This window comes from Sulfitobacter aestuarii, from assembly GCF_042685005.1.
Taxonomy (GTDB): Bacteria; Pseudomonadota; Alphaproteobacteria; order Rhodobacterales; family Rhodobacteraceae; genus Sulfitobacter; species Sulfitobacter aestuarii.
Window position 1 is genome coordinate 32,898 of record NZ_JBHUMP010000021.1, and the last position, 13,285, is coordinate 46,182.

Annotated in this window: 9 protein-coding genes and 1 tRNA gene; 1 reads left to right on the plus strand and 9 read right to left on the minus strand. The window is 57.2% G+C overall.

The window, feature by feature from the left end; translation table 11 throughout:
• Positions 1-288: 288 nt before the first annotated feature.
• The 7 genes from ACFSUD_RS17205 to ACFSUD_RS17235 all read right to left on the minus strand — a co-directional run bounded on the left by ACFSUD_RS17205 (position 289) and on the right by ACFSUD_RS17235 (position 11,743).
• Complete coding sequence (locus tag ACFSUD_RS17205; RefSeq protein WP_386375742.1) at positions 289-3,441, minus strand: phage tail length tape measure family protein; 3,153 nt, start codon at positions 3,439-3,441, stop codon at positions 289-291.
• A gap of 878 nt (positions 3,442-4,319) precedes the next feature.
• Complete coding sequence (locus ACFSUD_RS17210; RefSeq protein WP_386375743.1) at positions 4,320-4,985, minus strand: recombinase family protein; 666 nt, start codon at positions 4,983-4,985, stop codon at positions 4,320-4,322.
• Between the two features lie 1,040 nt (positions 4,986-6,025).
• On the minus strand, positions 6,026-9,244 hold the full coding sequence (locus ACFSUD_RS17215; protein ID WP_386375744.1) for a hypothetical protein: 3,219 nt from the start codon (positions 9,242-9,244) through the stop codon (positions 6,026-6,028).
• 478 nt (positions 9,245-9,722) lie between these two features.
• Positions 9,723-10,016, minus strand: coding sequence for a hypothetical protein (locus tag ACFSUD_RS17220; protein WP_386375745.1), 294 nt, complete (start codon positions 10,014-10,016; stop codon positions 9,723-9,725).
• A 96-nt stretch (positions 10,017-10,112) separates the two neighbouring features.
• The gene (locus tag ACFSUD_RS17225; RefSeq protein ID WP_386375746.1) at positions 10,113-10,418 is read right to left on the minus strand and encodes a hypothetical protein; all 306 of its coding nucleotides are present in this window, start codon (positions 10,416-10,418) and stop codon (positions 10,113-10,115) included.
• A 337-nt stretch (positions 10,419-10,755) separates the two neighbouring features.
• Positions 10,756-11,226 carry a hypothetical protein gene (locus ACFSUD_RS17230; protein ID WP_386375747.1) on the minus strand — a complete coding sequence of 157 codons (471 nt, stop codon included), beginning with the start codon at positions 11,224-11,226 and terminating at the stop codon, positions 10,756-10,758.
• Positions 11,216-11,743 (minus strand): hypothetical protein, encoded by a 528-nt coding sequence (locus ACFSUD_RS17235; RefSeq protein WP_386375748.1) that lies wholly within the window; start codon positions 11,741-11,743, stop codon positions 11,216-11,218. The genes ACFSUD_RS17230 and ACFSUD_RS17235 overlap by 11 nt, the downstream gene beginning before the upstream one ends.
• 236 nt (positions 11,744-11,979) lie before the next feature.
• Here ACFSUD_RS17235 and ACFSUD_RS17240 point away from each other — a divergent pair, with 236 nt between their 5' ends.
• Positions 11,980-12,141: a hypothetical protein gene (locus ACFSUD_RS17240; protein WP_386375749.1), complete on the plus strand. Its 162-nt coding sequence runs from the start codon at positions 11,980-11,982 to the stop codon at positions 12,139-12,141.
• A 450-nt stretch (positions 12,142-12,591) separates the two neighbouring features.
• Here ACFSUD_RS17240 and ACFSUD_RS17245 read toward each other — a convergent pair.
• Together ACFSUD_RS17245 and ACFSUD_RS17250 are read right to left on the minus strand one after the other, a co-directional pair.
• Positions 12,592-12,666 (minus strand) — tRNA-Val (locus ACFSUD_RS17245).
• Positions 12,667-12,726: 60 nt separating this feature from the next.
• Positions 12,727-13,194 (minus strand): HU family DNA-binding protein, encoded by a 468-nt coding sequence (locus ACFSUD_RS17250; RefSeq protein ID WP_386375750.1) that lies wholly within the window; start codon positions 13,192-13,194, stop codon positions 12,727-12,729.
• Positions 13,195-13,285 lie beyond the last annotated feature (91 nt).

The following is a 13,285-nucleotide window of genomic DNA, read 5'->3' on the forward strand; positions in this document are numbered from 1 at the left end:
GTTCGCGGCGCTGGTCATTTTGGCTGTTTGTGGTCGTGATGGTGCTTCTCTGGGCAGTGGCGGCACAACAGGTGATCCAGTACATCATCAACAACTAACGTTGCGGATGGTTGCCGACAGACGCCGTCGCATTATCTGCGATTCATGCCCCACGATGACGACGATAGGAAAAAGAAAGAGCGCGAACGCTGGTCGTTTGTGATCGCGGTGTTTGTGCTCTGGGTCGTGGCGATATTGTTCGTGCTCGGCTACGTGCGGTAAGGCGGCGTCAGCCGCCGCCCCTCCTGATTACCGTCCGCCGCGCGGGTTGAGGTATCCGCCATAGCGGCTTTGCTCGATCATCTTTTCTTCAATCATCTGGTCGATTTTCGTTGTGATTGTGTTGGCGATATTCAGGGCGTTGGCTTCGCCGTTCTCGCCGCCGCCTTCGACTGTGACGCTCACATTATTGGTGATAGAGAGGCCAGCGCCACTTTCACCGCCGCCTTTCATTTCAACAGGTACTTTCCTGTTTCCGGATAGCGGGATAACCGCTTCATTCGGATGCAGCATCGCCGGGATTCCGCTGGTGTTGGCGGTGCCCTCTGCGAAGTGTGGAACATCGTCCGGGTCGTAATAGTAACTTTGCTTGATCTTCGGTTCTGGCTCACGCGGTGCAGATGGTTTGTTAGCGCGGTTGGCGAAGTACGCTGAGCCTAAGCCAATGGCCATGTTGAGCCAGTTACCGTTTCCGAAGATGGAACCTAGACCGCCGCCGCCGCCCCCGCCTTCACCGCCGCCGCCGCCCGACGTCGCTTCAGCCATCATCTGCGCGCCCTGCGCCGAGCCTGACACGATGCCTGTCTGCATCTGCGCTGCGCCTGTGGCGGAACCGGTGGATACGCCAGCACCCATCGCCGACGCGGATACTAGGCCCGCCGTGGTTATGCGAGTCCCCGCCATAATCGATCCTGCGGACATCGCCGATGTGATCCGGTGACCGCCCATCGCAGCGCCGCCGCGCATGGCGTTTGAGATAGCCATTGCAGCGGACTGCCCGCCATTGATCATCGCGGCTTGCATCTGGGCAGCGGCCTGCTGATTTCCAGAATTAGGCAGGATTGCTGACATGATCTGGTCTGCCATTGCGTCCGCCATGGCGCGCTGAATCGTGCTGGCGATTTTGCTGGCGTCAAAGTCGCCTGTCAGTGCATCGGAGATGCCATCGCGGGTTGCGCCTAGGACGTTGTTTCGCAGCGCCGTGGCGGATTCCTCTGCCGTGGGCAGGGTGGATTCATATTCACTCTGCGCGGCGTCGCGTAGTGCCGTCATCGCGTCGATTTGGCGCAGATATGAAGCGGTCGTGGCGTCGATTTTGCCGCCGTTTTGAGCCATCGACTGCGCGGCGAGGTTCGCCGCTTCTGTGGTCTTGAATTGCCCGGATGCAACGAGGTCAAGCGCGGTGGCTTCGTTCTGCAGGCTGGTCAGCCGGTCCTTGATGGAATCCGTGAGCTTTTCAGTGGCCTTCTGTTCTTCGGTCAGACGGGCTTTGCGTCCGCCGCCGGTTGACTTGGAGTCGCGCTTACGCGCTGCAGCACGTGCCGCTTCAAGTTCAGCGTCTAGCTGAATTCCCTTTTCCCAAATCGCACGTTCTCCTGCGATTGCCGCCTTGCCGATCATCCCGGCACCTTGTGACCGGCCCGCCCATTCCGCCTCTTTCCGCATACGCTCTGCAGCCACTGCGGACTCGCGGACACCTTTTCCGGCCTTCAGGGCGGCAAGCTCAGTAAACTTCGACGCATTGCCGATCAGACCGCCGCCAATATTACCTAGCGTCGACATGATCGCGGAAAGCTCGGCGCGGACGCCTGTTAGATTGGATGCCCAGTCGATTGTTTGGTTGTTGGCGTCAGCCATCACCCGATTCAGCATCCCAGACTGGTCAGCGGCCTTTAGCAGCGCGTCGGCGATCTGATCGCCAACGGGTCCGCCAATTTCAGCAGCCAAACTGCGCGCCGTAGCCATATTCTTTACGAAGTCATTGACGTCCTTCGACGTGAAAACCGAATTCACGGCTTTATCGAGCTTCACGAATTCGTCGTATGCAATACCGGAATCGGAAATAATCTCCTGCATCTGCAAGAGATACCCAGAATCCACGGAACCGGGGTTCATAAAGTCTGCCCAGAAAACCTCAAAGGCACCGCCGAGGCTGTTTAGCTGCGATGTTGCAGTTTCAATTTCGCGCTGCATTTTATGCGAAATGACGCTGAATTCGGCTTCTCGCAAATCGGAGATAAGCGCTTGCACGTCGGTTGCGACTGATCCGAAGGCTGATTTGAGATGTTGGCTAATCTGCGCGGCGGATGCCTGCGTATTGGCTTCCAGCGCATCCAGCGATGTACTGAGGACGTGAATCTTCTTTGACAGGTCCTCAGTTTTCTCTTCAGCGGACGTCGCGCCGATAATCCACTGGGTCAGCATCGCTGCAGCGGCAACGCCGCCAATCGTGACCAGCGAAATGGGATTAACCATGCTCGCGATACCACCTGCCAGACCTTTCAGCGCCCCGGATGCGCCGTTGCCGGACTTTGCCATATCAGACATCACGGCGGAAAGTTGCGTTCCCTGCTGCAGGGCGATCCGCATGGGATTCATGCCCATCTCAGCCGTGACAAAGATGTCCTGGAGCTGATAGGCGGCATTTTGTGTCTGGTGGCCTGCGGTCTGCATTGCTGCGCCGTACTTTGTCATCTGTCCAGCGCCTCCCTGCAGCGCCTGAGCGGCGCGCTGACGCGCGTCTGCAGCAAGATGCGAAGATATGACTCCAGCGCGCTCAGCCTCTGCAATTTCGCGAAGTGCCGTCTCATATTGAGCGGACGCCGCATAGAGCGGGTTATACTTGGCGCGAAGAGATTCCAGCGAATTTTCAAGTGACTGTGCGGATGTCGCGGCGATATTCTGCGCGCGCTCTTGCAGCTCTAGACTGCGGTTGGTCTGCATTATCGCGGATGCGGTATCCGCGAACTGAGACCGGGCCGCGCGTACGTCCAGCGGTGTCGATGCCGCGTGAAGGCGGGACTGCAGTTGCGCGAGGTCGAGCGTCAGTTTCGCGATGCCTTGCGTATCCCCGAGTCGGGACAGCTTCTCATAAAGGCGATCAGATTGGCTCTGGCTGGTACGCATCGCCGAAGCTGCAGCTAGCTCTAGCTTGATCCGGTCATCCGAACTCTTCTTCGCGGTCTGCGCGAGGTTCGCCGAGTCTTTGGTCGCTTGTTTAATGGCGGTCGTATCAACGTTGACGCGGACGCCTTTACGCAGAGATGTAAATACGCCTTGCGTATCGCGGTCCAGACCTTTGACAGCTTGCTTTACGCCATTAATGGCTGCTTTAAATTCACGACTGCCGCGCTTGGCTGCGGCGGCGTCGATTTTTAAACGGATTTCGTGGTTTTCGCTCATTTTACTGCTCATTTGTTCAAGGATGATGTTCAAAGAGCGGGGCGGAGTCCCGACGAAAAACTCCGCCCCCAAATCCCCCGGAATGACGAAACAGGGGATGTCCTCGAACTTCTATATATTACCACAATTAGCGCTAATCTCATAGCAATTTGACAGAACGGGTCAGCATTTCTGTGCAACTTTATTTGAGAAAATATGGATTCTACAGAAACCGTATTCGCGAGGGATTTGGGGTATCCTTCTTTATGCCGTGGGTCCCTACTGCAACTTTATTTGGGTCAAAAATTGAATCTAAAAATAGGGGAATGCGATTCAAAGAGGGGTACCCCTCTTTCCCCGGCGGGTCCCTTTGTATTTCGATGCCGTGTAACTGGTGGGTTGCTCTGCAACTCTTTCACGGGTACTACGCCGCGATTCAACCCTAGGGTGTACTCCCCCTTTGGGCCCCTCTGGCGTTTTTATCCTGCAAATATCAAGCTTTTAGCTGGCTATCCTGACCCGCTGACGCGGGTCAACACCATCACGTCGACACGTCGACACGACAGCCGCCGTGCCTGCCGCCAATGTGCCAGAATGAATTACTGAATTGCTGGATCAAAGTGAAACTGGCACGGGCCTGCCCGCTGACGCGGGTGGTGTGATAGTAGGTCAGTGGCGTGGTGCGTCGGTGGCGCGGTGTGGTGGTGCGTCGGTGGCGCGGTGTGGTGGTGCTGTCCCGCGTCAGCGGGATATGAAGCGATATCAGCGCCTTAGACGTCATGTGCCCGCGTCAGCGGGGGGTTGGTAGGGTGGTGGCGGGGATGGCGCTCAGAGGCGCTCTGAGGCGCTCTGAGGGCGTCTCAAGTGTGGTTAGTTGCCCTGATATACCTGCGCCTTCATTAGCATCTGGCGTACGCTGTTGGCGTTGTATTCCTTACCGCTGTCGCGACGTGACCAAGCTCTGCCAGCTCCTTGGCGATGGTGCGCAGGCTGCGGCGCTTGCCGGTCTTAGGTGATGCGCGGTACAGGCGCTTGGCTTCGGCTATAGTCGCCTCAGGTACCGCCTTGCGCCCCTCTACCCGGTGTCCGATGGCAGTGCTCTTGCGGTCCCGTGCGTGGCGTAGTTTGTCTACAGTGGTGCGGCGGTCGAAAGCGGCGACTGCGCCTAGAATGGTCCGAACCATTTCAGCCGTTGGCGTGTCGGAACCGAAATAGTCGGGCGATGTTGTCGGGATGAGGTCGATACCCTCATCTTTCAGCATCTTGTAGCCAAGCTCCTGTACCAGCACGTCACGGGCGAAGCGATCAGGCGATTCAACGAGGATGGTGCGCGTACCGTTGGACAGGACAGCGTCTAGCAGGCTCATCATTCCCGGTCGCTGGTCGATAGGATCAGTGCCGGATACTGCAGCGTCATAGTAGGTACCTATAACCTCATATCCGTTCGCAGCGGCGTATCCTTCGATGGCGGCGAGCTGGCGTTTGTCCGAGTCCTTGTCCGGACCCGAGTTTGTCGCGCTCGAAGTCCGCAAATAGGCAAAAGCTGGGATTTTCTTGTCCGCCATTATCTCATTCTTTCAACGATCTAGGATGATTTTTCGTTATCTATCTTGAGTAAAATAACGCTTGGCGTTGTGGTTTCAAGGGGATTTGGCGGGGTGCGGACAGAAATAACCCCGCCCCGCCGTGGGGCGTTGGGGCGGGGCGACGGTGCTAAAATGGCCTCCCTGAAACGGCATAAAATTTAGCACTATGGCGATAATTTGGCAACGTTCGGATGAGGGACGGCGTCAGCAGTCAGGTTAACAATATTGCGTGAACGCATCAGTATACGCAATATTGTTACTATACACTATATAGTGTGTTTGGGGGTGTTAGCGCAACTATATGTAGATTCAGGTTGCATAGGCATTTCCTGACTCTTTTAATCAGGTTTAACAAGGCTTCCAGCGGCTGGAAGGTTGTCTAGTTGAGAACGATTCGCAACTTTGGCGGGAAGTTGCTTTTCCGGATGCGGACAGCGACTGCAGGGCCGTTTCTGGCGTTTTGCGTGCGATGGTGGCGGTAGTTGGGTTGTTAGGTGCTTACTATCATAATGTGCGTGTATCCCGGCGGTGAACAGGGCGGGTGGAAAAGCAATATATTCAAGTGATGGGCGCGTTATAGGTGGTGGAGAAGGGTGTTTTGCGGACCTCGCGGTCCGTTTTGCGGACCTCTGCGGACCTCTGCGGAGGTAGGTCCGCAAGGAATAACCCATTAAAAACAAGTACTTATAGGTTTTGCGGACCTCGCGGACCTCTAACCCTTCTGAGTCTTGTCATTTTCTTTTTTTTCTTCCGATGGATAGGATGAAAGACGCCTGAAAAAAAAGAAAAAGAGGGTAGGTGGAGGCGGTCAGAGGTCCGCGAGGTCCGCAAGGTCCGCAAGTCGAACCTAAGCGTTTGAAACTAAAGGGTTATTCTCGCGGAGGTAGGTCGGCAACCACATCCGCAGAGGTCCGCAGAGGTCCGCAAAACCCCCGCGAGGTCCGCAACTGTAACCTTGAAACGCAAAAAGGCGCGCTGACGCGCGCCTCTCACTGAGACAACAAAACTGCAGACCAGCGTCAAGCCGTCTTGCTCATCCGGTACACCACCCCCTTATTCTTGCGGTCTTCCATCGTCGCAAAGGTCAGGGTGCCCGCCTCAGTCGCGTGTGGCTTCCTCGCGAGCTTCTCGAACTGACCCTTGATCTTGCCTGCTGTGTTGTATGAGCCGTCGTGGTTGTTGTAGCCCCAGCCGTGAATCTGGATGGGGTCCGGCTTCTCGTCACCGACTTCGATCCTCGCACGCTCATCACCGTTCAAGATATCCATGATGTTGACGGTACGCTCCCCCACAAACTTCGCAGCTCCACCGGGGCGGAACAGGGTTCCATCCGGGTAGTCTGCCATCATTTCAATAAGCTCCTGCACGCCGTCCTGTGCCGCGTCAGCGGCCTTCGCGCGCTCATCATCCTGCCCTTCCAGAAATTTATAAAGCCCCGCCGCTCCAAGAACTCCGCCCATCACCCGGCTCCAGTTCTCGTAGGAGGCCAGCACGTTGTCGCTCTTCTGTACCATCCCCTTCGCTACCCAGTTCTGAATAATCGTCAGGCAGGCGTGAACCAGTTCCGAACGATTCTCCAACGCCCAGCCCCGGATATCGTTGTGACGGAACCCGGTGCGCAACTCGGGGTTGGCGAGACGCGCGTCCAGCCCGATGAACAGGAGACGCCGCGCCAGTTCGGACGTAAGAGTCACGTTGTTACCGGTGAAGACCCATGCGCAGCGGACGTCAACTTCGACCGTCTGCGACCTGCCAAGGATACGTGCCTGATAGACTGGCGCGGTCATTGCTGAGGCAAGCTCGCCACTGTCAACGGAGTGGTTAATGTTGTCGAAGAACACGACGTTTTGACCATTGGAAAGAACAGAAGTGAGCGTCTTAGACATTTCATCCTTGTTCGTGGGCATTGCAAGCGCCGGTGTGGGACGCCCTGTCGCGATTATCGAGAACGTGTCAGTTAAAAGTGATGCCCCGGTTCCCGGTGCTGGCTTTGTGAGCAGGTGCCCAGGCGTAGGCCCCTCGACCAGTTCCCGCATGAAGGGTAAAAGAATAAGCGCCATCATGTTAGTGACAGCCGCGACCCCCTCGCCCTCTAGCGCCTGTGACACTATCTCAGGGCGCGACAATGCTCCGAGCGGAAAGTCCGCCAGAATCTCTTCGACTATCAAGCGCTTCGCCGCGTCAACTTCAGCCTTTGTTGGCACATCCGAAACCTTACCCACGTTCAACGTTGCGTCGGGGTTATAATAGAGGCGGCTGGCGTAGTCGTAGCCCGGAGTCGTGAGAAGGTCCCCAGAGCGCGTGAACGTGGGCGTAGAGACCAGCCCCTTCAGCTCGGGGTACGTGCCATAATCCGCCGCGAAGAGGTGCTTGACGACGTCGTCAGGGGCGCTGACGCCGGTCGTCTGACCACCGTCACCGCTGACGCGGACATACCGTGCCGCCGTGTTCAGCAGATACGCAAATCCATAGGCGTCGACGAACTTCAGCGACGCATGCCCTGCCGAATTTTCACGGACCACACAAAGGCGTTCCATGTAGTGGAAAACATGCGGCTTGGCGAGGTTGGCGTCCTTCAAGCGGCGGTCGCTGTACTCCACCATATCGTGAAAATCCCATTCGTTGACCACGGCGATATTTGTGCCGGTGCCGGTCTTGGCTGCAGCCTTTACCTTTTCCTTCTCCTCATCCCGGCGCGCCTTCTCGGCGTCCTTCCAGAGCGCGTTAAGGTCGCGCTTGCCCAGCAACGTCACCTTGATAATGGCATCAGTGATGCGCGCCCGAGTCGTTGTGTCCGCGCCTGCGGCGATAGCTTCACCGATCAGGCCCTTGATCTCGGATTCGGTGGTGTCGTTGCTGAAGCGCTGCGCGCGCTCTTCAAACGTGGCGCTCTTAGTCAGTTCCTCCTCAACAGACTCCGCCGGGTCCTCCTCATCTGCAGCGGGCAGAATGTAAGCACTGCCCTGTTCGATAAGGTCCCGCTCAAACCAGCCGTCCGAAAGTGCCTGCGCTAGCATGTCCAACCGGTCATGCCCGGAGCAACTGTTATGCTTACAGGCCCACTGAAACCCGTCGTCGCCGTCACCGTCGCGAACGTGGCAACCGCCGTCATCGGCATCGCCTGCGTTGCCGTGTAGATGATCAAACGGACATTCAACGACCAGTAGACCTCCCTTGTCCTCTCGGACCTTGTCCGGAGCTTCAGCCTTCAAAAGCTCTGCCACTTCAAACGAGCGCGCGGTTTCAGCCGCCCAGCCCTTCAGGGTGCTGCCCTCACCATCGGCCTTTAGCTTGCTGTCGACCGTGGGGACCTCATCGAAGGTCAGCGCCCGTCCGCGATATACGGCGACGTAATAATCGGCCTTTGGACGATGCGACGGCGCATAGAAAGCGCGGCTTACATCTTCACAAGATTCGTCATGAATCACGCCCAGCATCTGCGCCAGACCCCGGACCTTGCTTGCAAATGCCGCCTGCTGGACCTTCTGAAACGGGCCAAGGTCCGTGATCTTCTGGGCCTCTGCCAACGGCACGACCACCCGCCACTTTTCCAGTGGCGCATGTTCCAGCGCGATCTTCACGCCCTCCTCGGTGTGTAGATGCTGGTCTTTGATGCGCGCCGATGCGATGTGGGAAGGCCGGTGCTGACCGCGATCAGTAAGGTACTGGCGCACCTGCTCATCCGTCGGGTCAGACTCGATCTTCAACGCCTTTAGCACCGCGTCGCGGCTAAGGAGCGTAGTCGTCGTGCCGTCGTTGAAAGACGTATAGAATAGAGCCGCGATGCCTAGCTTTTCTAGGCGCTCCTCGGCCTCCTCCATGCTGTCGCCGGATTCCACATCAAGTGAAAGACACTCGGCAGTGGCCATGGCCTGAGCGGTACGCCGGTTGCCAGCGGATGCGCCGAACACAAGGGGCATGTAGCCCTTTTCCCGACGCTCGAAATGGCGTGTGAGGGAACCTTCCGGGCCTCCTTCCAGCCAGTGCTGCAGGGGCGCGGTCTGATTGTTCCACGTTGTCTGCTTGATGTCGCCGTGACGATTCTTTGGGAGGAGGAACGTCATTGGACGTGCAAGGACGGCCTGCCATGCAGCCGAGTCTTCACCATAAACGTAAGCGTCATTCATCGGCGCGTTGCCGTGATAGGCGGCGAGGTCAATTACCTTTGCGCTAGTGGTGGTGTCGTTGGTCGAAGTTTCGTCTGCCGCTGACGCGGCGGCGCTAGTATTCTTAGTCATTTTTCATGCCTGTATATTGTAGTGGTTAACCCCAACGGCAACATGTCGCCGGGAATAGTCGCGCAGGTTAGTCTGCGCTTGACATTGTGGTAACTCAATTTTGAAGCTGAGTCGAATCTGAGAGGGTCAACGGGTCAGAGATTCTTTTTCAGTGACCCGTTTCCGGTGGAAAGGCTTGCTAAAGTACTGGTCCACTGCTATAAATAAATTACGGTTGTAGTGGGCCGTGAAGTACTAAAGGGGGCCTGCCTGTGGTCCTCTTTTTAACCCCCGGCGCTCAGTAGTACTCAGCGCCGGGGGTTTCTTTTTGTCAGTGGAGTAGCAGCCACTTCGACCGGACCTCACAATTCGGGTCCAGCATCCGAAAAATGCCGTTCAACGTCTTTGCCATGACCTCATTCCTAGATTTGCAGTTTGGAAGTCGGGCCATTTGCGCCAGCTCGGCGGCATAGGCCGCGATTGCTTCATTATCCATCGATCAGACCGGGTCATAGACGTTTAGGACATCGACCAGCGCTTCGGTGCTCAGCACCTCCTGCAGTGGCCTGTACTGGCCAGCACCGCAAGCGCTCGACCATAAGTCACCATCTTCCTGATTTGGAATAAATCCGTTCACTAACAGGACCTTACGCGCAATATCTTGCCGCCCATCCAACTCATTTATGAGGTATTGAAGGCTGATATAGTAGCCGTTTTGTTTCCGTCGTTTCAGTGCGTTATGGATTAGCATCGAAATTTCCCACTCGACGCGGAATTGTGCATTGTCTGTCATTGTTACTCTTCTTAAGGTTGTTTTGATTGTTGGGATTGTTTTTGGTCCCGGCGCGACTAGGAGAGAGGCCGCGCCGGGGTAGTCGCCCGTGGGCAACTATACCGCAGCTCTGCAGGCTGCACGCTCTGCGAGCATCTGTTCGATTTGGGTGGCTAGGAGTCGATCCTCTTCGAGAAACTGATCGTCGGTCCAAGCTTCTCGCGCCTTCAATCCTGCCCGGATTTTCCGGTCACGTTCGGCCTGCCGCGCCGCGCGCTCCTTCCCGGCTGGCGACCTTCTGTCATACGGGCCACCACCGCCCAGCGGCCCGATTGGGCCACCGGTTCCGGCGTCCTCGTTTCCTAGTTCTATCGTGGAGACGCCAACGAGCGCAGATAGATCAATCTGATCGTCGAAGCTCATCGGGTGCCATCCTTGCTGTCCGCGATCCCGCGAAGCTTGTTCCGCGTGATCTCAGCCGCTGTCAGCGTCGTGGGCGTCGCCTTCGATGGTACAGGCCGCGCTGGGGCGGGGCTGGCAATCTTGCGTGGCTGCGCCGGGGCAGGCGCGGGTGTGCCGCTCAAAATGTCCGTCACGGCGCGCATCACGGCGTCACGTTCCATGGCAGTAAGAGCTGGAAATTTCTTCTCATCGTCAGGAAGGATGATATAGCCACGCCCTCGCAGGCTAAAGATGTGCGTTTTCCAGTTATTTCCGACGGTTAGAAGGTGCTCGACAACGGATGTAATTACGTCCTTCCTCACGAAATGAGCCCCCACTGGCGCGCCTTGGCGATCCGCTGGGCAGGGCTGAGCGCCAGCACACGCCGCAGCATCGTCGCTTCGTCGGTGACGCTGGAAGAATCCTTCGTTTCTGCGCCGGTCATGCCCAGCTCCCTGCTGCGAGAAATGCGCTGAGCCGGGCTGAGGCGCGCCAATGCCGCGTGCTCTTCTTCGTCTCCCGCCGCAATCTTCTCAGCAACTGCGGCGTTCCGGGCGGCTTCACGAACCGGGCCGAGCGCCTGCGCTTCTTCCATCCATGACGCGGACAGGCTGTCATCTGTCAGGACCGCAAGGCGCGCTGACGGCAGGGCCATAATTTCTTCTGCGGTGAGGGTCACGCCAAGCACTGCGCGGGCTTCGGTTCCGATCTTATCAGCGACAGCTTCCCAGCGTGCGCGGGTGCGGTCATCGGCAGTTTCAAGGATGTTCTTAAAGTTCTCAGTAGACATATTCTTCTTTCTTTTCGGTGATTTGGTTTGATGTGGGTGTGATTTGGGGTGCGTTAGCGAGGGCGAACAGTGGGGAAAAGCTTGCCCAGTCTGGAAGGCTGCTTTCGTCTCCGAGGACAACGTATGGTAGTACGGCATCGCTGGTCAGGATGGTCAGGCGCAAGGACTCGATGTCAGCGAACAGGACGCTGGTCGACTGGCTGGCGGCGAGGCCCTCCGAGAACGCTGTCTGAGCCCGGTAGGCCCGGCCCTTCATTACGGGGTCCAGCCAATCAACGAGCGCGTGCGCGGCACTAACATCACCGCCGATATAGTGGTCCTCGCCGTCATTTTTAGCGGCGGCAAAGGTCGCTGGAAGGCCAAAACTTTCGCGCCACTTGACCAGCGGCAAGACTCTGTAGAGCGCGTAGCGCTTGGGACGTCCGCCATCATTTGGTACATCTGCGAGCCGGGCGCTGATGGTGTTGCGATGCGCTCGAAGCGCTCTGCAAAGGTCAGATTGGGTAACAGTAAGCACCTTGAAATATGCTCCTAAATTTGTGACTTGACTTTGATTTGATACTGTTATAACAGACCCGCCGCTTGCCGTCAAGCATACTGCACCGAACGGGTCAAGTCATTTGTGCATTATTTTTTGATGGCCATGCTGATCGTGTCACAATCGCTGACAAGATGCCATTTATACTAACCTTTACAACAAGTTGACTTTGAGCGATGGTCCGCTCATGGTAACGAGAATCAGAAAGGTTAATGATGAATAATGATGAAATGCACGGCAAAGCGATTCGCTTGGTCGAATCACTTCGAGCTACTATTGAGCAGGAATTGAGCGCTGAAGTGCTCGCGAAGATGGAGTCTGATGTCGGGGAACTGGGCACGCTCATCGGTGAGCTGCAGGCTGGTCTGGCAGCATAGCGCCGCTAACCCGCTGACCCGCTGACGCGGGCTACATGGCGTCTCAGCGCGACACACAGGCACGCGTCAGGGCATGCACACCACCGCACCACACACAGGCGCATCCTCACAAGGCATGCCAGCACCACACGACACGCCAGCGCCGGGTGGGAGTCTCAGGGCGTCTGTGAGACGGTAGGGGCCGCGTCAGCGGCCCTGCCCTGCCCTGCCCGACTGCTACCTATTGCCGAGCATATCACCGCACGTCCTCACAACACCCATTTTGCGGCAAGTTGTGCAAAGTTGCCGGGCTGGCCTAAAGAGCACTGCGGGGAATCCGCCTGTCCCGGCGTAAATCCGGCCCTACAGACGTCATACAAAATCGCGAAAGTGTCATACATTTTGGGCCAAAGTGTCATACATTGGCCTTCGCGGGGCCGTCTAAGTCATTGAAATATAAGGAAAAGAGTATGGTGGGTGATAAGAGATTTGAACTCCTGACATCTTCGATGTGAACGAAGCGCTCTACCACTGAGCTAATCACCCGTGCCGTGCGAATTATCCAATTGCGCGCCGCCTTGCAAGGGGGCGGCGCGCAAATTTTTGCTATTCGGCGGTCTTGTCGCGCGGCGCGACCTTTGCGGCCGCGGGGTCGGTCTTGCTCTGGCGGAGCTTCACCGTCATGATCCTGGCATTTGGCATATCGCGCTGCTTGCGCACCATGACACGGCCCAGCGGCGGCAGGGCAAGTTCGCGGTCTTCGGCGAGCGCTTCGCCCAGAACGGAGAGCATCGTCTCGATGACCGGTTTGGCGTCCTTCTTCTTGACCCCGGCGCGTTCGACAACTGTCGCGATCAGCTCCTTCTTGCGCAGTACGGGGCCGAGGATCACCGGTTTCGCGGCATCGACCAAGGTCGGTCTGGCCGGGTCTTCGGCCGGCGCCGTGATCATGTCGAGGGACGAGACCGGTGCCGGAGCCTGCGCTTCCGGTTTGGCGGTCGCCTTTCTTGAGCTCCGTGTTGTCGAGGATCTGCCGGTCGCGGATTTGCCTGCCGTCGTTGTCTTCTTCGTCATACTGATGAACCACCGTAAGCGTTTCCTGCCTGCCACCTTCCGTCTGTCATCATGATGGGTTCATTGGACCCTATTGATTGTTGGACTGGAT

Bases quoted from the DNA above. Each gene is read 5' to 3' on its own strand.
- ACFSUD_RS17205 (WP_386375742.1), bottom strand. From the start codon at position 3,441: ATGAGCGAAAACCACGAAATCCGTTTAAAAATCGACGCCGCCGCAGCC.
- ACFSUD_RS17210 (WP_386375743.1), bottom strand. From the start codon at position 4,985: ATGGCGGACAAGAAAATCCCAGCTTTTGCCTATTTGCGGACTTCGAGC.
- ACFSUD_RS17215 (WP_386375744.1), bottom strand. From the start codon at position 9,244: ATGACTAAGAATACTAGCGCCGCCGCGTCAGCGGCAGACGAAACTTCG.
- ACFSUD_RS17220 (WP_386375745.1), bottom strand. From the start codon at position 10,016: ATGACAGACAATGCACAATTCCGCGTCGAGTGGGAAATTTCGATGCTA.
- ACFSUD_RS17225 (WP_386375746.1), bottom strand. From the start codon at position 10,418: ATGAGCTTCGACGATCAGATTGATCTATCTGCGCTCGTTGGCGTCTCC.
- ACFSUD_RS17230 (WP_386375747.1), bottom strand. From the start codon at position 11,226: ATGTCTACTGAGAACTTTAAGAACATCCTTGAAACTGCCGATGACCGC.
- ACFSUD_RS17240 (WP_386375749.1), top strand. From the start codon at position 11,980: ATGAATAATGATGAAATGCACGGCAAAGCGATTCGCTTGGTCGAATCA.
- ACFSUD_RS17250 (WP_386375750.1), bottom strand. From the start codon at position 13,194: ATGACGAAGAAGACAACGACGGCAGGCAAATCCGCGACCGGCAGATCC.